23 protein-coding genes, 2 tRNA genes and 2 pseudogenes are annotated in these 23,567 nt (G+C 45.1%); 14 read left to right on the top strand and 13 right to left on the bottom strand.

What is annotated here, in order from left to right; genetic code table 11:
• Positions 1-196: 196 nt before the first annotated feature.
• The 7 genes and pseudogenes from ACFPVS_RS10580 to ACFPVS_RS10610 form a co-directional block, all read right to left on the bottom strand.
• A pseudogene (locus ACFPVS_RS10580) lies at positions 197-324 on the bottom strand (lipoprotein signal peptidase).
• Between the two features lie 45 nt (positions 325-369).
• Positions 370-1,668: a tyrosine--tRNA ligase gene (gene tyrS / locus ACFPVS_RS10585; protein ID WP_096295833.1), complete on the bottom strand. Its 1,299-nt coding sequence runs from the start codon at positions 1,666-1,668 to the stop codon at positions 370-372.
• A gap of 70 nt (positions 1,669-1,738) precedes the next feature.
• Positions 1,739-2,830 carry a redox-regulated ATPase YchF gene (gene ychF, locus ACFPVS_RS10590; RefSeq protein WP_096295832.1) on the bottom strand — a complete coding sequence of 364 codons (1,092 nt, stop codon included), beginning with the start codon at positions 2,828-2,830 and terminating at the stop codon, positions 1,739-1,741.
• A 393-nt stretch (positions 2,831-3,223) separates the two neighbouring features.
• Positions 3,224-4,735, bottom strand: coding sequence for a ubiquinone biosynthesis regulatory protein kinase UbiB (gene ubiB, locus ACFPVS_RS10595; protein WP_096295831.1), 1,512 nt, complete (start codon positions 4,733-4,735; stop codon positions 3,224-3,226).
• Positions 4,736-4,883: 148 nt separating this feature from the next.
• Positions 4,884-5,558 (bottom strand): hypothetical protein, encoded by a 675-nt coding sequence (locus tag ACFPVS_RS10600; RefSeq protein WP_096295830.1) that lies wholly within the window; start codon positions 5,556-5,558, stop codon positions 4,884-4,886.
• 430 nt (positions 5,559-5,988) lie between these two features.
• On the bottom strand, positions 5,989-6,327 hold the full coding sequence (erpA, locus tag ACFPVS_RS10605) for an iron-sulfur cluster insertion protein ErpA (protein ID WP_096295829.1): 339 nt from the start codon (positions 6,325-6,327) through the stop codon (positions 5,989-5,991).
• Between the two features lie 106 nt (positions 6,328-6,433).
• Positions 6,434-7,120, bottom strand: a complete 687-nt coding sequence (locus tag ACFPVS_RS10610; protein WP_123804679.1) for a S24 family peptidase — start codon at positions 7,118-7,120, stop codon at positions 6,434-6,436.
• Between the two features lie 310 nt (positions 7,121-7,430).
• On the opposite strand from ACFPVS_RS10610, the gene ACFPVS_RS10615 reads away from it, so the two are divergent.
• Positions 7,431-7,706 (top strand): hypothetical protein, encoded by a 276-nt coding sequence (locus ACFPVS_RS10615; protein ID WP_096295828.1) that lies wholly within the window; start codon positions 7,431-7,433, stop codon positions 7,704-7,706.
• A 115-nt stretch (positions 7,707-7,821) separates the two neighbouring features.
• On the opposite strand, the gene argC is transcribed toward ACFPVS_RS10615, so the two are convergent.
• The gene (argC, locus tag ACFPVS_RS10620) at positions 7,822-8,865 is read right to left on the bottom strand and encodes an N-acetyl-gamma-glutamyl-phosphate reductase (protein ID WP_096295827.1); all 1,044 of its coding nucleotides are present in this window, start codon (positions 8,863-8,865) and stop codon (positions 7,822-7,824) included.
• Between the two features lie 185 nt (positions 8,866-9,050).
• Positions 9,051-10,088: a L,D-transpeptidase gene (locus tag ACFPVS_RS10625; RefSeq protein ID WP_123804678.1), complete on the bottom strand. Its 1,038-nt coding sequence runs from the start codon at positions 10,086-10,088 to the stop codon at positions 9,051-9,053.
• Positions 10,089-10,237: 149 nt separating this feature from the next.
• Here ACFPVS_RS10625 and rlmD point away from each other — a divergent pair, with 149 nt between their 5' ends.
• The 10 genes and pseudogenes from rlmD to ACFPVS_RS10675 all read left to right on the top strand — a co-directional run bounded on the left by rlmD (position 10,238) and on the right by ACFPVS_RS10675 (position 18,757).
• Complete coding sequence (rlmD, locus tag ACFPVS_RS10630) at positions 10,238-11,575, top strand: 23S rRNA (uracil(1939)-C(5))-methyltransferase RlmD (protein WP_378595751.1); 1,338 nt, start codon at positions 10,238-10,240, stop codon at positions 11,573-11,575.
• A 166-nt stretch (positions 11,576-11,741) separates the two neighbouring features.
• The gene (locus tag ACFPVS_RS10635) at positions 11,742-13,196 is read left to right on the top strand and encodes a 23S rRNA methyltransferase (RefSeq protein ID WP_096295826.1); all 1,455 of its coding nucleotides are present in this window, start codon (positions 11,742-11,744) and stop codon (positions 13,194-13,196) included.
• Between the two features lie 23 nt (positions 13,197-13,219).
• Positions 13,220-14,314, top strand: a complete 1,095-nt coding sequence (locus ACFPVS_RS10640) for a response regulator (protein WP_378595752.1) — start codon at positions 13,220-13,222, stop codon at positions 14,312-14,314.
• Positions 14,315-14,330: 16 nt separating this feature from the next.
• Positions 14,331-14,867, top strand: a complete 537-nt coding sequence (locus ACFPVS_RS10645; protein ID WP_106740194.1) for a GTP-binding protein — start codon at positions 14,331-14,333, stop codon at positions 14,865-14,867.
• 1 nt (position 14,868) lies between these two features.
• The gene (locus ACFPVS_RS10650) at positions 14,869-15,510 is read left to right on the top strand and encodes a peptidase M23 (protein WP_096295825.1); all 642 of its coding nucleotides are present in this window, start codon (positions 14,869-14,871) and stop codon (positions 15,508-15,510) included.
• A 42-nt stretch (positions 15,511-15,552) separates the two neighbouring features.
• Positions 15,553-15,912: a roadblock/LC7 domain-containing protein gene (locus ACFPVS_RS10655; RefSeq protein ID WP_123804674.1), complete on the top strand. Its 360-nt coding sequence runs from the start codon at positions 15,553-15,555 to the stop codon at positions 15,910-15,912.
• A 79-nt stretch (positions 15,913-15,991) separates the two neighbouring features.
• Positions 15,992-16,067: transfer RNA gene (locus ACFPVS_RS10660), tRNA-Asn, on the top strand.
• A 184-nt stretch (positions 16,068-16,251) separates the two neighbouring features.
• Positions 16,252-17,042, top strand: a pseudogene (locus tag ACFPVS_RS10665) (fimb protein).
• Between the two features lie 641 nt (positions 17,043-17,683).
• Positions 17,684-18,175, top strand: a complete 492-nt coding sequence (locus ACFPVS_RS10670; protein ID WP_096295824.1) for a pilin — start codon at positions 17,684-17,686, stop codon at positions 18,173-18,175.
• Between the two features lie 84 nt (positions 18,176-18,259).
• Positions 18,260-18,757, top strand: a complete 498-nt coding sequence (locus ACFPVS_RS10675) for a pilin (RefSeq protein ID WP_096295823.1) — start codon at positions 18,260-18,262, stop codon at positions 18,755-18,757.
• Between the two features lie 173 nt (positions 18,758-18,930).
• Here ACFPVS_RS10675 and ubiM read toward each other — a convergent pair whose 3' ends face one another.
• From ubiM to rplU, 3 genes are all read right to left on the bottom strand, one after another.
• A complete protein-coding gene (ubiM, locus tag ACFPVS_RS10680) occupies positions 18,931-20,115 on the bottom strand; it encodes a 5-demethoxyubiquinol-8 5-hydroxylase UbiM (protein ID WP_096295822.1) in 1,185 nt (394 codons plus the stop codon).
• Between the two features lie 314 nt (positions 20,116-20,429).
• Positions 20,430-20,702 (bottom strand): 50S ribosomal protein L27, encoded by a 273-nt coding sequence (gene rpmA / locus ACFPVS_RS10685; protein WP_096295821.1) that lies wholly within the window; start codon positions 20,700-20,702, stop codon positions 20,430-20,432.
• A 27-nt stretch (positions 20,703-20,729) separates the two neighbouring features.
• Positions 20,730-21,038 (bottom strand): 50S ribosomal protein L21, encoded by a 309-nt coding sequence (rplU, locus tag ACFPVS_RS10690; RefSeq protein WP_096295820.1) that lies wholly within the window; start codon positions 21,036-21,038, stop codon positions 20,730-20,732.
• Positions 21,039-21,252: 214 nt separating this feature from the next.
• On the opposite strand from rplU, the gene ACFPVS_RS10695 reads away from it, so the two are divergent.
• The 3 genes from ACFPVS_RS10695 (at position 21,253) to ACFPVS_RS10705 (ending at position 22,763) form a co-directional block, all read left to right on the top strand.
• Complete coding sequence (locus ACFPVS_RS10695) at positions 21,253-22,227, top strand: polyprenyl synthetase family protein (RefSeq protein ID WP_096295819.1); 975 nt, start codon at positions 21,253-21,255, stop codon at positions 22,225-22,227.
• A 10-nt stretch (positions 22,228-22,237) separates the two neighbouring features.
• The gene (locus ACFPVS_RS10700; RefSeq protein WP_096295818.1) at positions 22,238-22,684 is read left to right on the top strand and encodes a DUF441 domain-containing protein; all 447 of its coding nucleotides are present in this window, start codon (positions 22,238-22,240) and stop codon (positions 22,682-22,684) included.
• Positions 22,685-22,688: 4 nt separating this feature from the next.
• Positions 22,689-22,763 (top strand) — tRNA-Arg (locus ACFPVS_RS10705).
• Positions 22,764-22,857: 94 nt separating this feature from the next.
• Here ACFPVS_RS10705 and ACFPVS_RS10710 read toward each other — a convergent pair.
• Positions 22,858-23,541 carry a 7-cyano-7-deazaguanine/7-aminomethyl-7-deazaguanine transporter gene (locus tag ACFPVS_RS10710; protein ID WP_096295817.1) on the bottom strand — a complete coding sequence of 228 codons (684 nt, stop codon included), beginning with the start codon at positions 23,539-23,541 and terminating at the stop codon, positions 22,858-22,860.
• Positions 23,542-23,567 lie beyond the last annotated feature (26 nt).

Raw genomic sequence — 23,567 nt, forward strand, 5'->3', positions numbered from 1 at the left:
ATGGTGGAGAATGGCGGTGCCGGATTCTTTTGCGGTTCTGCGAATCGTCCATCCTTGACGGAGTTTTTTGAGTACGGGTTGTTTGAAGTCTTCTGAACAGGCCATGGGGGAATTGTATCGGAGAATATGTTTATTTGCTATATTTGGTTAAAAGAGATTTTTTTAATCTTTATTACAGTCGGACAAGCCGATGCCGTTACAAAACTGCCGGATGTGGATGCAGTTCAAGGCGTAGCAGCGCAGCGAGTGCAGACATATCACACGATAGGCATGCGAGCGAGCAGCATACAACGCAGAAATGCTCAAGCCGTCTGAAATTTTCAGACGGCTTGTTAGTAGGTTAGAGATTGATTCTAACTTATAAATTACTTATTTCCACACCAATAAAGCATGGTTACGTTTGCCACGGCGCAGAATCGTATATTTACCAAAGCGCTTGTGTTCATCGGTCAGCAGATAAGCATCATCCGGTTTTTCCGCAGCGTGGTTCGGATTGTTCGGTTCAGTTACGGCTGCTCCATTGATCACAACTGCTTTACTGTTCACAAAGCCACGCGCTTCTTTATTTGATTGCGCCAAGCCGCTGCTTACCAAGGCTTCCACCACATTGACGTTGCCGGACACCTCAAACGCAGGGAGACCATCAAGGGCGAGTTGCTCAAAATCGGCTTCGGTCAGGTTGCTTTGATCTTCGGCAAACAGGCTGGCAGAAATGCGTTGTGCCGCTTCCAAAGCCGCTTCACCGTGAATCAGGCGGGTCATTTCTTCGGCCAAAATGCGCTGCGCTTCAGGCTTGGTGCCGCTGGCTTTGTCTTTTGCTTCGATTTCGTCAATCTGTTCGATGGTTAGGAACGTGAAATATTTCAAGAACTTATAAACATCGGCATCGGCTACTTTCAGCCAGAATTGGTAAAACTGGTAAGGCGAGGTTTTCTTCGCATCCAGCCACACCGCGCCGCCTTCGGTTTTACCGAATTTGGTACCGTCTGATTTGGTGACCAGCGGTAGGGTCAGGCCAAACACTTGTTTTTGATGCAGGCGGCGGGTGAGGTCGATGCCGTTGGTGATGTTGCCCCATTGGTCGGAGCCGCCGATTTGCAGTAATGCGCCGTGGCGTTGGTTCAATTCGGCGAAATCGTAGCTTTGCAGTAAGGTGTAGGCAAATTCGGTAAACGAAATACCCACATCATCACGGTCGATACGCTGCTTCACCGATTCTTTTGCCAACATCGCATTTACCGAGAAATGCTTACCGATGTCGCGCAGGAAATCCAAGCAGTTCATTTGGCCGAACCAATCGGCATTATTGGCCATTACCGCAGCATTATCGCCTTCAAAGCTCAAAAACGGTTTCAACTGATTGCGGATGCTGTCCACCCAGCCGGCCACAGTGTCGGCAGAATTCAAGCTGCGCTCTACTGCTTTAAAGCTCGGGTCGCCAATCATACCGGTGGCCCCGCCAACCAAAGCAATCGGCGTATGATCGGCCTGTTGGAACCGGCGCAATGCCAACACGGGCAGCAGATGACCGATGTGCAAGCTGTCGGCAGTCGGGTCGAAACCGCAATATAAAGCGATTTTTTGTTCGTTCAACAAAGCTTCTAAAGCTTCAATATCAGTAGTTTGCGCGATCAAACCGCGCGCTTGTAAGTCTTTTAATAAGCTCATATTGGTTCCATTATGTTTTCAGACGGCCTTTATTTAATAAGGCCGTCTGAACGTTGCAAGCATTTATCGGTTACACATTGAATAAGAAATGCATCACATCGCCGTCTTTTACGATATATTCCTTGCCTTCTACACGCATTTTGCCGGCTTCTTTGGCTTTGGCTTCGCCGCCTAAGGCTACGAAATCTTCATAGGCAATCACTTGGGCGCGGATGAAGCCGCGTTCGAAGTCGGTATGAATCACGCCGGCGGCTTGCGGGGCGGTGTCGCCTTTGTGGATGGTCCATGCGCGGACTTCTTTGACGCCGGCGGTAAAGTAGGTTTGCAGGCCGAGCAGATCGTAGCCGGCGCGAATCAGGCGGTTCAAGCCCGGTTCTTCCAAGCCCATTTCTGCGAGGAATTCGGCTTTCTCGTCGTCTTCCAATTCGGCGATTTCGCTTTCCATGGCAGCGCATACGGCTACAACCGGTGCGTTTTCTTTGGCAGCCAATTCTTTAAGGCGGTCGAGGTGTGGGTTGTTTTCAAAACCGTCTTCGGCGACGTTGCCGACATACATGGCGGGTTTGGCGGTGAGCAGGAGCAGCGGGCGCAACATGGCCAATTCTTCGGTATCCAAGCCGAATGAGCGAACCGGCTTGCCTTCATCTAAATGCGGTAGTAATTTTTTGCACAAATCGACCAATTTTTGTGCATCTTTGTCGCCGCTGCGGGCGCGTTTTTCTTCGCGGACAATGGCTTTTTCCACGCTGGCTAAGTCGGCCAAAGCCAATTCGGTGCCGATGGTTTCGATGTCGGCAATCGGATCGATTTTACCGGCAACGTGGACGATGTTTTCATCATCAAAACAGCGCACCACATTTACGATGGCATCAGTTTCGCGGATGTTGGCCAAAAATTGGTTACCCAAGCCTTCGCCTTTGCTGGCACCGGCCACCAAACCTGCGATATCGACAAATTCCACAATGGCAGGCTGCATTTTTTGCGGATTGACGATTTTCGCCAATTCGGCCATGCGCGGGTCAGGTACTTCGACAATGCCGACATTCGGTTCGATGGTGCAGAAAGGGTAGTTGGCCGCTTCAATGCCCGATTGGGTTAAGGCGTTGAACAGAGTGGATTTGCCGACATTGGGCAGGCCGACGATGCCGCATTTTAAACTCATGTTTTTTCCTGATATTTGCTAAAATTTTTAAACGGGCAATTATAGCATAATTCGTTGTTAGGGTTAGATGACAAGACCGTCTGAAAAAGGTGTGTTGCTTTTCAGACGGTTTCGAATGGTGTATTGCGTGAATGAAATCTTGGCTAAATCATTTAGGCCGAGTCCTTTGCAAAGCTCCTTTAAAAGCCAGCACACATAAAACCGACGTCATTCCCGCGCAGGCGGGAATCCATTTTTTAATATGGCAAGCTATTGAATAAAATGGTTCTTGAATTCTGAGATGGATTCCCGCCTGCGCGGGAATGACGGCAGTTTTAGTTTTTATTAATGATTGATCAGTTTTGCAAAGGTCTCAGGCCGTCTGAAAACAGATTCTTTCAGACGGCCTCGTACTTATTTAAAAATCAAAATCAGCAGCAGGGCAATGGCAATCAAGCCGAGCCACAGGCTTTGCCGTTGCTGCACTTTAATCAAATGCAGATAAGCGTCGCGCATTTCCTGCTGGCGGGTTTCATCTACCAGTGCATTGAGTTTGCGTGGCAGGCTCGGCAGGATTTGCGCCCAGTCCGGGGCTTCGGTTTTGAGCTGGTTAAGAAAGGCTTTGGGGCCGATTTGTTCGTTCATCCATTTGGTAAGAAACGGTTTGGCTGTGGCCCATAAATCCAAATCAGGGTCGAGTTGGCGGCCTAAGCCTTCGATGTTGAGCAGCGTTTTTTGCAGCAAAACCAGTTGTGGCTGGATTTCGACATTAAAGCGGCGGCTTACTTCAAATAAGCGCATCAGTACCAAGCCGAATGAAAGCTGCGAAATTGGTTTGTTGAAAATCGGTTCGCACACGCTGCGCACCGCAGATTCAAGCTCTTCCGCGCGCGTATCGGCCGGCACCCAACCTGATTCGATATGGGCGGTGGCGACGCGGTGGTAATCGCGGTTGAAAAAAGCGAGGAAGTTAATCGCCAAATAGCGTTTGTCGTAATCGGTCAGGCTGCCGATAATGCCGAAGTCAAGCGCGATGTAGCGGTTGTCATCGGCGACTAAAATATTGCCCGGATGCATGTCGGCATGGAAAAAACCATCGCGGAACACCTGGGTGAAGAAGATTTCCACACCGTAATCGGCCAGTTTTTTTAAGTCGATTCCTTTAGCTTTGAGCGTGGCGATGTCGGAAACCGGTGTGCCTTCCATCCATTCAATGGTCAGTACGTCGCGGCAGCAGTAATCGTAAAATACTTTGGGAATAATCAGCATGTCGCTGCCGGCAAAATTGCGGCCGAGCTGGCTGGCATTGGCCGCTTCGCGCATTAAATCTAATTCGTCATGCAGGTATTTGTCGAATTCGGCGACTACTTCGCGCGGCTTGAGGCGTTTGCCGTCGGCAAATAAGCGTTCCAACCAGCCTGCGCCCAAGCGCATCAGCGCCAAATCCTGTTCGATAACCGGCAGGATATTCGGGCGCAACACCTTTACTGCCACTTCTTCGCCGCTGTGCAGACGTGCTTTGTGTACTTGGGCAATCGATGCGCTGGCAACCGGCTCGATTTCAAACTCGGCATACATTTTTTCAATCGATTGGCCTAAGGCTTTTTCGATTTGGCGGCGTGACAATTGAGCGTCAAACGGTGGCACACGGTCTTGTAGTTTCGCCAGTTCAATAGCGTATTCATAAGGAATCAAATCGGGGCGGGTAGATAAGACTTGGCCGAATTTGATGAAAATCGGACCGAGACTTTCTAAAGCCAAGCGTAAGCGCACGGGCAAGGTTTGATCTTGGTATTCGCCTGATTGTGGCAGCTGGCCGATTAAATTGCGCAACCAATCTTGCTGGATATAATTGATAAATAAATCGTACAGTCTGTAAAGATAGAGGGTACGAAAGATGGTTTTAATGCGTTTGAGCCATTTCATGGTGGGCATTCGGTTGCACTGAAGATGGACGAATTATAAATCATTGCAAGGCGTTGCGCCAAAGCATTCTATTAGGCATGAATAGGTAAACCATACAAAAAGGCCGTCTGAAACGAATATGTTCAGGCGGCCTTTTAAATTAAGAAATTTACAGGAATTTAGCGGCAAAGTAACCGGCTGCAACCAATAAAATCATCAGAATGAAGGCAACTATGCCGATTAAGATGTTTTTGCGTTTGGCGGCGATAGCAATCAGGGTGCGATTTTCCCCCAATTCTTCACGCAGCTTTTCTTCCAATTCCGCACGGATTTGCTTGCGCAGGATTTTTTCTTCACGTTCGCGCTCTTGTTTGAGTTTGTGGGCAATCTCGGTTTGCTTTTTGTGTTCAAAGGCCAGCTTTTCTTGCCATTCAATGCGTTTGCGGTCAATAACTTGGGGCGTGGCACTGGAGAATTGAAAATCACAAACCACGCAATGAGGCTTGTCCGGATCTTCAATAATGGTCATACACACCGGGCATTGGCTGATTTCTGCCGGTGCACCTTCTTCTGACTCAGAATTGAGAGAGCTTGGCGCCAGTTCTAAAGAATGGCGGACGATGACATCTAAGCCCAAGTAATTGAAATAATGTTGGGCATTTTCGCGTTCTTCTTGCGTGCAGTTTTCAGCAATAATAGCTTGTGGGCGCTCTGCCAATGCTTGCACCAAATCTTCTGCTTCGTTTCCCGGCAGATTATCATACAAACAAGCATTAATCCGCTCGCGATCGACATTGGGCGGATAAGAAACATATACGTCGTAAAGCTTAGCTTTTTGGTTCATCAGTATCCCATTTGTACAATTGATAAAACGGCTTATGTAGTTTTTAGTGTGCGGTTTATCAGGAGATTTTCTATTGTTAGAAAAAGTATAAATCTTATAAAGTTGCCTGTCTTCTGCAACAGATAAAGGGTAATTTCTAGGGTTAAAATAGCCTAGTGTAATAAAACTAAAAAATCAGGTCTGTAAACGGTGATTGTCCAATTAGTATTATTGTTCAATAATGGATAATATATTAGTCAATTATTTTATATATATCATAAATCACACAAAACGGATACTTATTTAAACAAAATACCATGAAAAGGCCGTCTGAATCATTCAGACGGCTTTTTGTTGGAAAGCGTTTCTAGGCGATAGCCCAACCTAACCTTGGGTGATTGGTTGAAATATCAGGTCTTAATATATCAATCTATCTGAAGCGGCCTACCCATTAAACCGAGAATGATGAACCGCAGCCACAAGTGGTTTCGGCATTAGGATTGCGAATCACGAATTGGGAACCATGCAGGCTTTCAGTATAGTCGATTTCGGCACCGATCAGGTATTGGTAGCTCATAGGGTCGACCAGGAAAGTCAGGCCGTTTTTTTCGATTTCAAAATCGTCATCATTTTTGATTTCATCGAAGGTAAAGCCGTATTGGAAACCGGAGCATCCGCCGCCGTTTACAAAAACACGCAATTTGAGTTCTGGGTTGCTTTCTTCCGCGATAAGATCCGCCACTTTGGTGCAGCAGCTATCGGTGAATAGAATAGGGCTTTCATCTGACATGATGTGATTCCTTTTATATTATATGAATGTTATGTGTATTGTCGCGCAATCTGCTCACTAAGGCAAGTTGGGACAATGACTTAAAATTCAATAGCCGCCATAAAAATCAGATATTGCGCCCAAACCATTCCACACGGCCGATAATGGCGATGTCGTCACCCAGATGGTTCAAATCAATTTCAAAGGTCGGATAGGCTTCGTTGGCAGAAATGACGTTCACAATACCGCCCGGCATTAACTGCAAACGTTTGACCAATAGATTTTCATTGAGTCGTAACACATACAGTCCGTCGCGTGGCGTGGTTTCGCTGTGGTTAATCAGAATCGAATCACCATCGTTGAGCACACCTTCCATCGAATCGCCTTTAACGGAGATGACGGATAAATTTTTGGTGTCGCGGGTGACGTAGTTTTCAATCCAATAGCGGCGGAAAGCCATAGTGAAGACAGGTTTTTCATCCCCCACCAATTGGCCATGGCCTGCGGCGGCTTGAATGTCGTAACGTGGCACAAACACAAATTCTTCAACATCAACGGGATTGCCGAGCGTATCGTAAGCGGTGGTATTGGGTGTGGCTTGGTCGGGAAAAGGGTCGCCTTCGCCGGTCAGCAGCCAATCAATACTGCAACCTTTCAATTGTTTGATTTTTTTTAAGGTTTCTGATTTCGGTAAGCCGCCTTCATTCCAAATTCGGCTAAATCCCGCAATAGTCATATCAATATCGGCAGCAATTTTTGCTTGCTTGGCTTCGCCTTTCCATAAAAAGGCCAGTCTGTCTTTAAAGGTATCCATGTTATTCCTTAGATGAAAGTGTGATTTTGGATACACACTGGTTGATTGTTTTATATTTTACTTCATTTTTTGGAATAATGTAAGAAAAAAATTAGTTAAACTAAGAAAAATTATTGCATTATTTATTTTTTCTTAGTATTATGTCGGAAAGTAAAGATTAACTAAAGTTCCTTTCCATATTTTTGAGTTTGTCTCTGTGTTTATTCTGTCATATGCTTTGTGTATGGTGTATGAAGAGGGGCTTCAAGTTAATCTGATTGATTTCAAAAGAATGGGATTATTTTTAATCATTTTAATTAAAGGAATCAAAATGACAGGCTATCGTAAAAATACTTGGTTGGCAGTAATGGCTTTGGCTTTAGGCTTGATAGCGTTTCCTGTCAGCTACTCGGAAGCGCAATCTCCTAATGTGTCGCTTTCCGCATTAGAGTGTGAGCAGTTGAGCCATTTGGTTTTGGAGAATATGAATGTCAAGCAGCGCAAATTTGCGCGCGAATGTGACATCGTTGAAGCATCGCATGATTGGGAGCAGCAATATGGCGGTCTCAATGAGCAAGAATTCGTAGCAGGTGTGGTTTACGAATAAATCAATTGAGATCGAAAACAATACACAGTAGAAACCCGCAGTAAGGCCTGAGGCCGTCTGAAATATGCAGCATTTCAGATGGCCTCAGGTTTGTTTTCAAATCTTTACTTGAAACTTAAGGTAATAATGGCGCAGCTTGCAAGCCTAAGCGTTCGTCAAAACCAAACATAATATTCATATTTTGAACAGCTTGTCCGGCAGCGCCTTTAACCAGATTATCAATCACCGACAACACCACCCAAAGCCGGCTTTGCGGTGCTTGCTGCACGCTTAGGCGGCAGATGTTGGCACCGCGTACGCTGCGGGTTTCTGGCGTGCTACCCGGCTTCATCACATCCACAAAAGGACTGTCTTGATAGAAGTCGCTCAAGATTTCGTATGGATTGATGTTGTCATTCAAGTGCAGGTAAACGGTGGCATGCATGCCGCGAATCATCGGGGTTAAGTGTGGGACGAACACGAAACCTTCGGCCACATCGGCTTGTAAGCTATTGATGGTTTGCTTGATTTCCGGTAAGTGACGGTGCCCACCGATACCGTAGGCTTTAAAGTTATCGCCGGCTTCGCACAATAACGAACTGACATTGCCTTTGCGGCCGGCGCCGGAAACGCCGGATTTACAGTCGGCAATGAGTGGCATATTGGTTTTCAGATGGCCTTGTCGTAATAATGGCAACAACGGCAGGGACACACAGGTCGGGTAGCAGCCGGGATTGGCCACAATTTGCGCCTGGGTAATGGCTTCACAGTTCATTTCACATAAACCATAAACGGCCTGCGGCACAATATCGGGGCAAGCGTGTGTCATGCCATACCATTGTTCCCATGTTGGAATGTCTTGAATGCGGAAATCGGCAGATAAATCGATAATGCGCACATTTTTGGCCAATAATTCCGGTGCTTCTTTCATGGCAACACCGTTTGGAGTGGCAAAAAAGACCATATCGCATTGTTCAAGGCCGGCTACGTCAGGAGTTTGGAAAACCAAATCATATATGCCGCGCAGGCTTGGGAAATAATCGGCAATCGCTATGCCGGCTTCGCCCCGGCTGGTGACGGCGGTTACTTCAACATTGGGGTGCGTGGTCAGTAGACGCAATAATTCAACGCCGGTATAACCTGTTGCGCCGACGATGCCGACTTTGATTTTAGCGTTCATCTGTATCTCCAAATAAGGATAAATTCAACAGTGGGTTAGTTTAAGGCTTGGAAGGCCGTCTGAAAAGGGTAAGCAATCATAAATTATTCGGCGCAGTGAATCATCTGCATAGTAAATAACAAAGGCCGTTTGAAAAAGATAAACAAAAGTTTCTTTTTCAGGCGGCCTTAATGTTCATTAAAATATTAAAACAGCAATTCGGTTGGCTCGGCATCCGCCGGAATTTCCTGTGTCGGATAAGCAGGTGCAGGAACATAGTTTGAGGCAGGTACAGGCACGTTTGCTTCAGAAGCCGCTGCATTGCTTGGTGCAACCGGTTGAGTAGTTTGCGGTGTCGCCGGGGTCGGGATAACCGGTTTTACAGTATCATCACCGGCATCGATTTCGATTTCCGAACCTGATGGCAATACATCGTCTTTAACCGGAGCAGGTTTCGGCATTGCTTTCGGTTTGCTGTAAGCAGATGAGCCGGCCGTCCAAGCCAGAGATTTTAGCGGGACTTTGAGTTTCACGCCTTTGACACAAGTTAAACAGTTGGCTTGACCGGTGCGGTTCTTCAAAATCGCATCAACGCGTTTGGTGTTGATGTTTTTGCCATGAGCTTTTGTCCATGCCTCAATGCTTTTTTTCAATGCGGCTGTATCAAGGTTTTTCTTGCCGTATGGGTCGCGGTAAGCGGCAAGCCACAGATTTTTATTGGCATCTTCATTTAAAGTCGCCATTTGGTAGATTACGTGAGCCGGTGAGCCGGTAGAGATGGTTTTGGCAAACTCTAAGGCATCGGGCGATTTCATGCGCACGCAACCATGGCTGCGTACCCCCGGTACGCTAGACGGTACATTAGTACCGTGAATGCCTAAGCCTAATTTCGGATCGCCAAGTCGGACAAATACTGGCCCTAAAGGATTTTTTGGACCTGGCGGAATCGTTTTCACATTGTCACCACGTTCTTTTTGAATTGATTTTGGAATGTGCCACGTGGGATTAAAAGCTTTGACGCCGATTTTGTGTTCGCCCAAATTCGTTTGGGTCATGGCTTTACCAACTGCAACAGGATAAGCTTTAGTCAGTTTGCCGTTGGTGTATAAAAACAGGCGTTGTTGCGGAATATTGATGAAAACGTGTTGGCCTTCGGTTGCCGGTGCGACATCAGGCAGCGGGGTGTTGGCAAATGCCGTGGTGGTCAGTGTCAGTGCAAATAAACTTAAGCTGATTTTTTTCATGTATTTGTCTGTGTTTTAACAAAGGGTTAAAAGATGATTGTGGAAAATCATACCTTAATATAGTGGTAACTGTGCGAAAATATGCCTTTTCGGTAAGTAATAACTGGTAAACGGTTATTTAAAATCAATATTTGAGTTATGATGAATAGATGGTGAAGGGGGAGTGTGTGAAGAATGTGGCGGACGTTTTTTCTTTGGATTACGAAGGGCGCGGGGTGGCGCGTGTAAACGGAAAAGCGGTTTTTATCAAAGGTGCCATGCCGTCTGAAACCGTTAGCTACCGCATAAGTAAATCTAAAAAACAATTCGACGAAGCGGAAATTAAATCTGTCTTAAAGCCATCCGGTGAACGTGTTAAACCAAAGTGTCGCTATTTTGATACATGTGGCGGTTGCGTATTGCAACATATCGAGCCGAATGCACAGGTCGCATTTAAGCAGCGAATTTTAGAAGAGCAATTGGCGCGCATCGGTAAAGTGTTCCCGGAGCAAATTCTGCCGCCGATTTATGCGGCATCTTGGCGCTACCGTGATCGAGCCAGATTGAGTGTCGCCATTGATGCGTCAGGCGAAGTCAAGCTCGGCTTTCAGGCCAAGCGCAGTCATGATGTGGTGGATATTGCTTCTTGCGAGGTGTTGCCACAACACATTTCCGCGCAGATTCCTTCGGTAAAAATGTTGCTGCAAAAATTAGTAAATTCGGGAGAGGAAATCAAATTTGTCGAGTTTTACCACAGTAAAAAATTAACCGTATTGAATCTGTGTTTTTATCAAAGGCCGTCTGAAAAAACAGAGCACCAATTAAGAAAGTGGTTTGGTACGTCTTTAAAAGAAAAAAACGAAACTTGGCAGCTGTGGCTGCAATACGGTAAAGAATCGGCAAAGGCTTTTTATCCAATCCATCATCTTGATTTGTCTTTGTTTTATGATTTGCCTGAGTATGATTTGACTATGCCTTATCGGCCGGGCGACTTTACTCAAATTAATGCCGATTTAAATGCACTGATGATTAGTCGCGCCATCCGGTTGCTGAATATCCGTTCAGGCGAAAGAATTGCCGATTTGTTCTGCGGGTTAGGCAACTTCAGCTTACCTATGGCAAAATGTGGCGCACGTGTAGTCGGTATTGAAGGCGCAGATTATTTGGTTGATCGTGCACGGCAAAATGCCATCGCAAACGGCTGTACACAACAGGTTGAATTTCAAACGGCAGACTTATTTGAAACAGATGAAGCAACAGTAGCCTCGTGGGGGCAATTCGATAAGATGTTGCTCGACCCGCCTCGTAGTGGCGCTTATGCTGTCGTCAAATCGCTACATTTACCATATTTGCCCAATTGTATCGTTTATGTGTCTTGTAATCCTGCTACATTCGCGCGCGATGCTGCTGTTTTGATTGGGAAAGGCTATGTTTTTAAGTCAGCCGGCGTGATGAACATGTTTCCACAAACTGCTCATGTCGAATCCATAGGTGTGTTTGAGCGGTGAACCGATAGAATAAGGCTGTCTGTAAAATGGTTTTTAATGTAATTATCTGATGAATCATGCTATCATAATTAATCTAGGGATAACATGATTCGATAGCATAAATAAATGAGTGTCGAACATATTAATACATTGGCAGTATGATTGCGCATTCGCGCATCATCGGGAGGTGTTCTTGAATTATTCGCTTTTAATCATCTTGCTGGCGCTTTTGTTGCTGGTCTTGTTGTTCGTGCGCTATAAACAAGGCGGTGCGACAGCAAAAAAACCGGGCAAAGCGACTAAAGCATCAAGACAAAATAATCATCAAAATCAGGCTGACGAAGCTTCTGATGGCGCAGAGTGGATGGATAAAGTCAATCAGTCCGTTTCCAGTGCCGACAACCAAGATTGGGAGTGGGGCATGGAAGGCGGCAGCGGCGCATCTACGGCTTCCGTATCCGCTCAGGAAGTTGATCCATTAACCGAATATCAAGTTTATAAGCAATTCGGCTACGAAAGCAAAGCCGCCGAATCACTCGCCAGCTATCTCAATGGTTTGCCTGACGGCGCACCTGAAAAATTAGTTCATGAATTGGTTGGCTTAAATCTGCGTATCAGTAATATCGATAAATTAGCCGAAACCTTAGAAAATCATGGTGCTGCTTTGCCGGAAGACAGTTTGGCTGAATATGTGAAACTGGGTTTGATGGCTGAGCCTACTCATTTGCGTCTACGCGTATTGGCGGAGAGCAAACTGGGCTGGAACATACAGGAAGTTGCCCGACAAATTGGTGAAAACAACGGTCTGGATGACAACATCGTAACCAACCCTGTTCTCACCATCGATTCCGCCAATCCGCAAGTTGCTAATGGCCTCTCTAAGCGCGCACCAATTGTTTTGGGTAAAAAGGAATTTGGCGACATTACGCCTGAAGAGATGAATGCGGTAATCGGCTTTGTTAAGCCGGAGCAAAGTGCCAAGATTCTGAAAGATAAAGTTAATTATGAAACAGCAGTAGAACAATACAACCGCGCGATTCACCATTCTGCTAAACCTGCAAGTCTGATTATCGATGCCTTGAAGTTGGACTATCAAAACGAAGAAGTCGGTCAGTTTGCCAAGCATTTGTGGAAGCTTTACTACTCTTTGGGGCAATATGGCCGCCAAGTTAAAGAACGCATGTTGGGTTGGGGCTATAGTCTCGGCTACCATGAGCTCTTTGACGACCTTGAACGCAGTCCGAGTGAGCAGCAAGTGCGGGAGATCGGCTTATCACGTGGTTATTTGCAACCCACTGCCTTACAAATAAAAGCCAAATACCGGGATTTGGTGCAAAAAGATTCTTCTGTCATCAGCGCGAACAATTCGCCTGCCGATGAGGCATTGAAAGAAGTGGAATCCTTGCTGATGTATGGTCAGCTCGATCAAGCCATTGGTACTTTAGAGCAGGCAGTATTGCAATATCCGAAAGAATCTCAGCTTTATGTGATGCTGTTTGACCTTTATGAGCGTGCCGAAGATTGGGCGCGCCTGGAACAATTCTTACGTTTATTGCGCGAACGCGTCGTCAGCTTGCCGGAAGAAGTAGTTTTGGCCATGAGCCGCTTGCTGCAACGTGTCAACCAACATTCTAAAAAATAAAATAACCCAAGAGAGTACCAATAATGGACAATCTGTTACCTAAAATTAAAACCATACGCATTATGCTGCTAGAAGTGGGGGAGCAGCAAGAGGCTGTATTCCGTATGGCTTTTAAAATGCACAATACGACGAATTACGAAATTGTCACGCCGGACTCAGCCGATAAACCGGATTTGATTTTGGTTGATACCGATTCACAACAAGGGATAGAAGCGTGGAAGGCAGCAACAGCAGCCTATTCTCAAACACCGGTGGCCATGTTCTCTTCATCTGAACCGACCGTTACTACACCGTATCTGCCCAAACCAATCAAATTTGATACCTTATTCCCTATTTTGCGCAGCTTGGCGCAAGGCGGACAGATTTTTACCGTTTCAGACGGTGTGACTTCCGGTCAGGAAGCAGGGCAAACCCAAGCCGATGGTACACGCAAAGCAACTATTCGCCGTTTTAATCCGCAAAAAGGTTTGCTGGGGGCCTTGAAATTTGCCAGTCAAGGCCATCAAGATATTGCCGTTTTGCATGAAGGCAAACCGGTATTGATTGTTTTTCCCAATATTCAGCGTGTTTTATTGACCGTTAATGCTACTGAGTTGGAAAAATTATGTAAAGATGATAATCTTGCCGTAGTATGTAAGGCTGTGCCGGATAATCCGCAATGGAAAGAAAAGGCTAAAGTTACGATTATGTCGTGCTTGTGGCAAATGGCAATTTGGACTGCACAAGGCCGTCTGATTTATCCGATGACACCGCAAACCGTCTTTACTTTGAAGCGTTGGCCGAATTTAACCCGGTTGGCACATGTGCCTGAATCCATGCGGTTGTCAGCCTTTCTAACCAAAACATCGGTTAACTTGAATATTTTGTATAAAGTTATGCCTTTAGAAATGCTGGATATTTTGAATTATTTGGCCGCGACATCAGTAACAGGTTTCTTAGCGACCGACACAGAATATATTCAGGCAGCGCCGGCTAATTTGACTGATCGTGTTAATGTCAGCAGCGATGTGCCGGACAGCAAAATGGCTAAGGAGGCCGAAAAAGTGGCCGGTCCGTCTGAAGAGCAGCCGCGTGGTTTGTTGCAGCGTCTGATGCGTAAATTGCTTGGTAAACGATAATAAAAAGGACAAGTCAATGAAAGAAAATAAAATTATCTTTACCGGTCCGGTAGGTGTAGGTAAAACAACAGCCATTTCAGCATTATCCGATGAACCGCCGATTCAAACCGATGCTTCCGCTTCCGACATGACTTTGGTGCGCAAAGGCTATACCACTGTTGCCATGGATTATGGTGTAATTCATTTGGATGAAGAAACCAAAGTGCACTTATATGGTACACCGGGTCAAGAACGCTTCAATTTCATGTGGGAAATTCTCAGTCAAGGCAGTATGGGTTTGGTATTGCTTCTGGATAATACCCGCACTAATCCATTGAAAGACTTGCAATTTTTTTTGGAAGCTTTCCGTGAATTACTGAAAACCGCTCCCTTGGTGGTCGGTGTGACCAAAATGGATATCCGTTCCCTGCCGGGAGTGGATGTATATCAAAAATACTTGGCTCAAAATAATTTTAATGTACCGGTTTTTGAGATTGATGCCCGTCGTGAAGACGATGTAAAGCAGCTGGTGACAGCGATGTTATTCTCAATTGATCCGGGTTTAGAGGTATAAGATGGAATCGACACTTTCTCTGCAGTCAAATTTGTACCCCAAAATTACGCCGGCAGGTGCCTATTATGCTGTTTCCAACGAAACCCCGAGCGCCAGTCGTACATTGCTCTACGGTTTATTGCGGGCAGAGCCTACTGAAACCATCAGCAGCCAAAGAGTGCTGGCTTGGGCCGATACCAGCGACATCAACACAGCACTGAATTTGCTGTATCGTTTGCAACGCTTGGAATTCTTATATGGCGACGAGCAAATGAGTACAGACGATGTTAATCTAACTGATGAGCAATTGCCGCAACTATTAGAGCAATTGTCTAATTCCGGCAAAGCATTGTTGGCTGATGAAAACGGGCTTTATTTTGCCAATGCAGGCTTTCATCACGAGGCGGCTGAAGAATTGGGCTTATTGGCGAGCGAAGTAGCAAAAGTTGAAGACAATCACCGCTTATTGATCCGTAACAATCTGCACATCAATAACAGCGCATGGGGTATTTGCGACCCATCAGGCCAAAGCGAATTGACCTTTTTTCCACTTTACATCGGACAAACCAAACTGATTTTGGTTATCGGTGGTATGCCTGATTTAAATAAAGAAGCCTTTGTTACCATGGTTAAAGTGTTATATCACCGATACGGCAGTCGCTAATCCGACCTGATATAACCCACTACATTTTGAATGGAATAAAATATGCAACAATTATTAATCTCCGTATTGAGCGATTTGAATAACACCTCTACCGATATTGTCGCTTCTGCCGTGATTTCTCCCGATGGCTTGCCGATTGCAACATTACTGCCAAATCATTTAAATGCCGACCGCGTCGGTGCAATGTCAGCCACCTTATTGGCTTTGGGCAACCGCTCCGTACAAGAATTGGCTTGTGGTGAGCTTGATCAAGTGATGGTAAAAGGTAAAAACGGCTATATTTTATTAAGCCAAGCCGGTAACAATGCCGTATTGGCTCTGATGGCCAAAGAAAGTGGGAAATTAGGTTTGATTTTGCTCGATGCCAAACGCGCTGCCAAACATATTGCTGAAATTTTATAATGCAGAGACATTGGATTATCACAAAATTAAAATAATAGGTTGACAGATTAATTATTGTTGAATACAATCAAATTTTTATTCCCTGATAGCTCAGTCGGTAGAGCGACGGACTGTTAATCCGCAGGTCCCTGGTTCGAGCCCAGGTCGGGGAGCCAAATTTTAAAAGACCACTTTATGAGTGGTCTTTTTTTTATAGGTAAATTCTACTTAATTGATGGTGGAATGTCATGCATTTATATAATAGTTGAAAACAAATAGCGAAATATATAATATGCCGTCTGAAAATCATTTCCCGATTTTGATAAAACAACACTCACTTAAAACACATTATATACAATGATGACCGATATAATTCCCTCGGTATCCCGACTTAAATTTGCACTTAAAAATGCAGGTTGGCATTTATTAATCAGCCTTTTTGTCGCAGGTGCAGCAGCACTATTGGTTTTTAAAATCTGGTATCCGCATCCTTATGAAGAGTTAACAGGTGGTTTAGCGTTATATAAATTGGTTGTTATCGTTGATGTGATATGCGGTCCTTTAATTAACCTTGGTATTGGCCAGCCCGAAAAAATCTACTAAAGAGCGCGTAATCGATTTTAGCTTAATCGGGTGCTATCTAATTGGCCGCATTACTGTATGGGATTTACAGCGTTTCTCAAGCACGTCCGGTGGTGGCTGCTTTTGAGCAAGACAGAATCATGGTGGTTACGGCTGCTGAAATTGATGATGAGCAGCTACCCAATGTGCCGGAAGGTTTGCAGCAATTATCATAGTTTGGTGTAAAGCGTGTGGGCCTGCGTGAGCCTGTGGATATGGAAGAAGCCAACCAAAGTTTATCCATGTCTTTACAAGGGATTGAGCCAAGTATGCGGCCGAATTGGTGGCTTGAAGATGATGAGAAAGAACGTGCGAAAATCCGTGCCAAGATGAAACCCCTATCCGTATTGGCACAAGCGCGGGGCTTGAGTGAAGCAGAGATTCTTTCGAGCGCATCAGTGAAATCCGATGAGCAGCTGTATTACTTACCGTTTACCAGTAGTCTGAATAAAGATTGGATTGTTTTGCTTGACCAACATGCAGATTTTGCAGCGTATGCGCCTATAGACGGATTTATCGTGAACCGCTGATGTTATGCAAATATATTATTTAATCGGCATATTAGATATTCATTTAAAATTTAACTAAATTTATCACTCAGTAAGCTAAAATCAGAATAAATGCCTAATTTTTTTCTAGCCGTTTTGGATAGGGAAATAAAGTCATTAAAAACAGTAGGATAAAAATTAATAATGAATGCGGTATTCCGTTCGTTTTAAATTGAAACCGATTATCCAAATATTTAATATATTATCAATATTGGGTTGGAAAGTGACAAAAAACGGCAGGTGACAAAAAACGGCTAAAATAAAAATGACGAATATCCATGAAAATTGACAAAAAATGTCATATTGAAATTTTCAACTCCGCTTTAAGAACAGATATTTTAGGCCGTCTGAAACTAGGAATGGATAGAATAATTATATAAAACAACAGCTTTTGATAAAATATGCGAAAATTTCAAGATTTATTGAAAACTGGCACGCCCATTGCTTGATTGATTATATCCGGCAAAGTTGAAGCGTAACGGATACCGAGCCGGAAGCTGTATATTCCTTCTTCTTTATGGTTTTACTCATATGCAGTAAACAAAAGTGCCAAGCGCATTACGGATTTTTAAAATATAATATACAACCAATTATTCACAAATTTTTTAACTGGAGTTAATTAAATGAAAAGCATGCAAAAAGGTTTTACCCTGATTGAATTAATGATCGTAGTTGCAATTATCGGTATTTTGGCGGCGATTGCGTTACCTATGTATCAAAACTACATCGCTCGTTCACAAGTTTCACGTGTAATGGGTGAATCTGGTAACCTGAAAACAGTTGCTGAGACTTGTATTTTGGATGGTAAGTTGACTGTTGGCGACCAAAATGGTAACTGTAAAATTGGTGCAACTGGATCTAACTTGTTAGCTGGTGCTGCGCAAAGTGGTGAAACCTTAGCAACTGGTACAGGTGTGCCTCAGGTAACTTTACAAGATACTGGTGCAGCCACAATTGTAGCTACTTTTGGTAACAATGCAGCAGCTGACTTACAAGATGATACACTAACTTGGACACGTACTACCGATGGTACTTGGTCTTGTACAACTAATACTGATGAAAAATATGTACCATCAGGTTGTGCTGTAGTAGCAGCTAACGCAGCTAACCCTTAATTGTAACCATTTTGTAATCTTGAAAAGCGTATCATAGAAATATGGTACGCTTTTATAATTATTAAGTTGATAAAGGTTTAAAAGATGCATAAAAACCATATAGCAGGTGGGTTTACATTAGTTGAATTGATGATCGTATTGGTTATTATAGGGGTGTTATCAGCATTTGCGTTACCAATTTATCAAAATTATGTTGGAAAAGCTCAATTAGCGCGTGTTGTACATGAATTATCAAGCACCAAAGCATCTATTGAGACCATTTTGTCTAATGGTGGTTTTCCTACTGTAGATGCTGCGCAAAATGGCACTCCATACTCTGATAATGGAGGTATTTATGAATACATAGGAATTCAAGGTGATAATCCTGTCTCTAATATTATTAGTTTAGCTACTATTAAATCTGCTGATGGCAGTTTTGGCGGAATTGAAGCAGTCATTGGCGGTGATGTTAGCGCGATATTAACAGGTACAACAGTTGAATTATTACGTAATCCTTCAGGTCTTTGGAGCTGTCAAATTACAATGTCAAATAAAGTTGACAAAAGTGATTTTAGTATTAGTGGCTGCAAAATTGTTGATTAGATACTAAATCAGTTGAAATGTTATTTAAATATATTTATGAATGAATTCATGTAATTTTATTTTAAATGAATTAAAACCAATCTAGAGTATTAGATATTCATAAGATAGCAAAAGGCCGTCTGAATTTTCAGACGGCCTTTTGCTATTATCTATTGTGCAAATTATTCAAATCCCTAACCGGTCAACTGCTTAGTAATCAGCTTCTTAATCGGTGGGAAATTATTGCTGGCGCGCAATACCAAGCCGCGTAGGATTTTGGCCGGGGCGGTTTCGTTGGTGAAAAGTTTCAGCAGCATATTGGTGCCGTGGTAAATCGGGTGGGCGTGCAGCATGTGTTTGCTGTTGTATTTTTCCAGCAGGGTGCTTGAGCCGATGTCTTGACCGCGTTGTTCGGCTTCTAAAATCAGTTTGGCCAAAATATCGGCGCTGGATAGGCCTAAGTTGAAACCGTGCGCGGTAACGGGATGCATGCCGACGGCGGCATCGCCGATAAGGGCGCTGCGTTTGCCGTAGAAGCGTTGGGCAATCATGCCGACCAGTGGGTAATTATGGAATGTGCTGACCACTTCCATATCGCCCAAGCGGCCTTTTAATTGAGTTTTGACCATCGCGGCCAGCTCTTCGTTGCTTAAGGCTTTGATGGAATCGGTTTTATCGGCATCGACGGTGATAACGGTATTGGTGATGTGTTCTTCCAGCGGCAGCAGGGCAATGGTGCGGCCATAGTGGAAGCATTCGTAGGCGGTGTGGCCGTTGGAAAGCGTGTGTTTCATACGGCCGACAAACATGGTGCGGCTGTAATCGTGCATGTCGGATGAAATGCCCAATTGGCGGCGGGTTTGTGAGAAGCGGCTGTCGGCGGCCAAAAGCAGGCATGCGGTCAGGATGCCGCCGTTTTCGAGGATGACTTGCGCTTCTTGATCGGATACTTTGACATCTTTAACGTTGGTGTCGGTCAGAATAGTGACATTATCGAGTGTGGCGACCACTTCATACGCGGCTTTGCGGATATTGTGGTTGGAAACCAAGTAGCCTAAGCAGTCGGCCGGTTCGCCGCGTGCTTGGGTGGGTTGTGGAAAATGGAGTTGGTAATCGGATTGGCCGTTTAATACTTTGGCATCGCGTAATGGGTAAATTTCGTCTGCGGGAATTCGTTCCCACATGCCTAGGCGTTGCATGATTTCGCGGGAAAGGTGGGTGAGTGCGATTTCCCGGCCGTCGTATGGCGGATTTTGCAACACAGCCAGCGGGCTGCGTTCGATAAGGGTCACTTTTAAACCGCTGCCTGCCAGTTCTGCGGCAAAGCTGAGGCCTGCCGGGCCTGCGCCGACGACGAGAATATCGCTGTGTAAGCTCATGGAGGTATCCTTTATTGTAATGGCTGTGGATTATTTTCAGACGGCCTTAAGCACTGTGTGCCGGCAGTTGATGGGTAATCCGGAATGATTGGCAAATTATAGCAAAATTGCTTATAGAATAAAGCAAAGATTCATTCGGTATGCAAGCTTTTACGTGGGCTTTAATGTATATCAAGTGTCCACATTAAGACAGGGAAAAGGCGTGGGAATGTCTGATTTGGCAGGGGAGGGTTAATAAAAATTAACGTGGGGGATAAGCATGGGGATAAGAAAAAACCGCTTCTTAGCATAAGAAGCGGTTTGATTTGGGTGGGTTACTCTTCAGAACCGGTGTAAGGACGGACGCTTACAGTTTTGCGGTTTAACGCGCCTTTGGTTTTGAACTCTACGTAACCGTCAACTTTAGCGAACAAAGTGTGGTCTTTGCCCATGCCTACGTTGTCGCCGGCGTGGAATTTAGTGCCGCGTTGACGGACGATGATAGAGCCTGCCGGAATCAGTTCGCTGCCGTAGGCTTTCACGCCCAAGCGTTTGGCTTCCGAATCGCGACCGTTGCGGGTGCTGCCGCCTGCTTTTTTACTTGCCATGTTGAATACTCCTTAGCTTGTGTTAAATCAGGCGATTGCCACGATTTCGATTTGGGTGAAATTTTGGCGGTGGCCTTGGCGTTTTTGGTAGTGTTTGCGACGGCGCATTTTGAAAATGCGGACTTTTTCGCCACGACCGTGAGCCACTACTTTGGCTGTTACTTTTGCGTCTTCGATAAAAGGAGCGCCTACTTTTACAGACTCGCCGTCAGCAATCATCAAAACTTCGTTCAGTTCGATTTGGCTGTCGAGTTCGGCTGGTATCTGTTCTACTTTCAATTTTTCGCCAACGGTAACTTTGTATTGTTTACCGCCGGTTTTTACGACCGCGTACATACTCAACTCCATGAGAATTTATGGTTAAATCATTCGCACCCTATGTGCGAAACCTTGAATTTTATGCATATTTTGCTGTTTTGTCAAAGTTTATTTCTGTTGTGATGAAAATGCCGCCTGAAAGGTGTATAAAACGGTCTTTGCTGCTATAATCGCGCGCTGGATATGATATTTTTATGCAACACTCTCTTTTAATTTTCTAGAAATTCCGGTTATGCTCGAAAATCTGCCTTATTTCCAACGTCATCTGTCTGATGATTTAGCCAAAGTCAATGTTGTGATTAATCAAGCTGTTCAGTCGGATGTGGCGCTGATTTCCCAAATCGGTACCTATATCATCAGCGCCGGCGGCAAGCGACTGCGCCCGATTATCACCATTTTGGCGGGAAAGGCCGTGGGCTATGATGATGAGAAGCTGTATTCACTGGCGGCGATGGTGGAATTTATTCATACATCGACGTTGCTGCATGATGATGTGGTAGACGAGAGTGATTTGCGCCGTGGCCGCAAAACCGCGAATAATCTGTTTGGCAATGCGGCGGCGGTATTGGTGGGTGACTTTTTATATACCCGTGCATTTCAGTTGATGGTCGGCTCGGGCAGTATGAAGATTTTGGAAGTGATGGCAGACGCGACCAATATCATTGCAGAAGGCGAAGTGATGCAGCTGATGAATATCGGCAATACCGATATTGCCGAGACTGAATATGTGCAGGTCATTCAGTACAAAACCGCCAAGCTGTTTGAAGCCGCTGCGCAAGTCGGTGCCATTTTAGGCAAGGCTGCGCCGGAGCAAGAGCAGGCGTTGAAAGATTACGGCATGTATGTCGGTACGGCATTCCAAATTATCGATGATGTATTGGATTATTCGGGTGAAACTGAAGAAATCGGCAAAAACGTCGGCGATGATTTGGCTGAGGGTAAACCGACCTTGCCGCTGATTTATCTGATGCGCAATGGCTCGGAGCAGGCGGCGAACGATGTGCGCCATGCTTTGGAAAATGCCGATCGCAGCTATTTTGAGAAAATCCATCATCATGTGGTCAACTCAGACGCTTTGCCGTATTCGGTAAACGAAGCGCGTAAAGCGGTTGAAAAAGCGATTGCGTGTTTGAATGTCTTGCCGCAAAGTGAGGTTACCGAAGCCATGCGTCAGCTTGCCGAAGAATCTTTGGCACGCGTGTCTTAAAGAGCGTGACATGAATTTCAGTTTTATCCCGCTTTTCTTGGTGGCGCTGATTTTGCTGGGCGTGTTGAGCAACAATAATTCGATTACGATTTCCGCGATTGTTTTATTATTGATGCAACAAACGGCCTTGGCAAAATACATTCCATTTGCGGAAAAATATGGTTTGAGTGTCGGTATTATTTTTCTGACCATTGGTGTGTTGAGTCCTTTGGTTTCGGGTAAAGTGCAGCTGCCTAATCTGGCGGCCTTTTTAAATGTCAAAATGCTGGCCGCGGTGGCTGTCGGTATTTTTGTGGCATGGATTGCCGGGCATGGTGTGCCGTTGATGAGCAGCCAGCCGATTTTGGTAACCGGCTTGTTAATCGGTACTATCGCCGGCGTGGCTTTTTTGGGCGGTATTCCCGTTGGTCCGCTGATTGCCGCAGGTATATTGTCGTTTATTGCCGGAAAAGTTTAACGCGCTCGCCATAGTTCAACGGATAGAACGTATGCCTCCTAAGCGTAAAATACAGGTTCGATTCCTGTTGGCGAGGCCAATAATATCAATGCCGTCTGAAAAGTTTCAGACGGCATTGTTGTTTTAAAAATAAAAATAAAAGAGGCCGTCTGAAATTTTCAGACGGCCTAACTTTATTCTTGTGCCACCAGTGTAGCGGAGCTATCGGCATGGTTTGCTTGCAAGGTGGTGAGTTTCTTGGTGAGGAAGTTCAGAATTACGCCATAAGCAGGCAGGAAAAACAGAGTGCAGATGGCGAGTTTGAATAAGTAATCAATAAAGGCGATGTCCGGCCAATGCTGTGCCATAAAGGCATCGCTGCTGGCATAAAAGGCGACGCCGAAGAAAACCAATGTATCTAAGGCATTGCCGATTAAGGTTGATGCAGTTGGTGCAGCCCACCATGATTTCAGACGGCGTAAGCGGTTGAATACAAAAATATCCATCATTTGACCGAGCGCATAGGCGGCAAAGCTGGCAAGGGCGATTCGGCCAACGAAGGTGTCGAATGTGGCCAACGATGCCCAGCCTGTCCAACTGCCTTGGCTGAATAAAACGGAAAATACATAAGAGAGCAATAAGGCAGGGAACATCACCCGAAAAATAATCCGTCTTGCTAAGTGAGACCCGAAAATACGCACGGTCAAGTCGGTGGCCAAAAAGATAAACGGAAAACTGAGCGCCCCCCAAGTGGAGTGCACGCCAAAAATTTCAAAGGGAAATTGCACCAGATAATTGCTGGAAGCGATGATAAGAATATGGAATAAAACGAGCCAAAACAGGGCTTTTTTCTGTTGGGCTTGGGTAAATTGATACATGAGATTCTTTCGGAAACGGCTTTCAG

The sequence above is a fragment of the Neisseria weixii genome (genome assembly GCF_042658245.1).
GTDB classification, from domain to species: Bacteria; Pseudomonadota; Gammaproteobacteria; order Burkholderiales; family Neisseriaceae; genus Neisseria; species Neisseria weixii.

Excerpts from the sequence above, each read along its gene's own strand:
- tyrS (WP_096295833.1), bottom strand. The coding sequence starts at position 1,668 with ATGAGCTTATTAAAAGACTTACAAGCGCGCGGTTTGATCGCGCAAACT.
- ychF (WP_096295832.1), bottom strand. The coding sequence starts at position 2,830 with ATGAGTTTAAAATGCGGCATCGTCGGCCTGCCCAATGTCGGCAAATCC.
- ubiB (WP_096295831.1), bottom strand. The coding sequence starts at position 4,735 with ATGAAATGGCTCAAACGCATTAAAACCATCTTTCGTACCCTCTATCTT.
- ACFPVS_RS10600 (WP_096295830.1), bottom strand. The coding sequence starts at position 5,558 with ATGAACCAAAAAGCTAAGCTTTACGACGTATATGTTTCTTATCCGCCC.
- erpA (WP_096295829.1), bottom strand. The coding sequence starts at position 6,327 with ATGTCAGATGAAAGCCCTATTCTATTCACCGATAGCTGCTGCACCAAA.
- ACFPVS_RS10610 (WP_123804679.1), bottom strand. The coding sequence starts at position 7,120 with ATGGATACCTTTAAAGACAGACTGGCCTTTTTATGGAAAGGCGAAGCC.
- ACFPVS_RS10615 (WP_096295828.1), top strand. The coding sequence starts at position 7,431 with ATGACAGGCTATCGTAAAAATACTTGGTTGGCAGTAATGGCTTTGGCT.
- argC (WP_096295827.1), bottom strand. The coding sequence starts at position 8,865 with ATGAACGCTAAAATCAAAGTCGGCATCGTCGGCGCAACAGGTTATACC.
- ACFPVS_RS10625 (WP_123804678.1), bottom strand. The coding sequence starts at position 10,088 with ATGAAAAAAATCAGCTTAAGTTTATTTGCACTGACACTGACCACCACG.
- rlmD (WP_378595751.1), top strand. The coding sequence starts at position 10,238 with ATGGTGAAGGGGGAGTGTGTGAAGAATGTGGCGGACGTTTTTTCTTTG.
- ACFPVS_RS10640 (WP_378595752.1), top strand. The coding sequence starts at position 13,220 with ATGGACAATCTGTTACCTAAAATTAAAACCATACGCATTATGCTGCTA.
- ACFPVS_RS10645 (WP_106740194.1), top strand. The coding sequence starts at position 14,331 with ATGAAAGAAAATAAAATTATCTTTACCGGTCCGGTAGGTGTAGGTAAA.
- ACFPVS_RS10650 (WP_096295825.1), top strand. The coding sequence starts at position 14,869 with ATGGAATCGACACTTTCTCTGCAGTCAAATTTGTACCCCAAAATTACG.
- ACFPVS_RS10655 (WP_123804674.1), top strand. The coding sequence starts at position 15,553 with ATGCAACAATTATTAATCTCCGTATTGAGCGATTTGAATAACACCTCT.
- ACFPVS_RS10670 (WP_096295824.1), top strand. The coding sequence starts at position 17,684 with ATGAAAAGCATGCAAAAAGGTTTTACCCTGATTGAATTAATGATCGTA.
- ACFPVS_RS10675 (WP_096295823.1), top strand. The coding sequence starts at position 18,260 with ATGCATAAAAACCATATAGCAGGTGGGTTTACATTAGTTGAATTGATG.
- ubiM (WP_096295822.1), bottom strand. The coding sequence starts at position 20,115 with ATGAGCTTACACAGCGATATTCTCGTCGTCGGCGCAGGCCCGGCAGGC.
- rpmA (WP_096295821.1), bottom strand. The coding sequence starts at position 20,702 with ATGGCAAGTAAAAAAGCAGGCGGCAGCACCCGCAACGGTCGCGATTCG.
- rplU (WP_096295820.1), bottom strand. The coding sequence starts at position 21,038 with ATGTACGCGGTCGTAAAAACCGGCGGTAAACAATACAAAGTTACCGTT.
- ACFPVS_RS10695 (WP_096295819.1), top strand. The coding sequence starts at position 21,253 with ATGCTCGAAAATCTGCCTTATTTCCAACGTCATCTGTCTGATGATTTA.
- ACFPVS_RS10700 (WP_096295818.1), top strand. The coding sequence starts at position 22,238 with ATGAATTTCAGTTTTATCCCGCTTTTCTTGGTGGCGCTGATTTTGCTG.
- ACFPVS_RS10710 (WP_096295817.1), bottom strand. The coding sequence starts at position 23,541 with ATGTATCAATTTACCCAAGCCCAACAGAAAAAAGCCCTGTTTTGGCTC.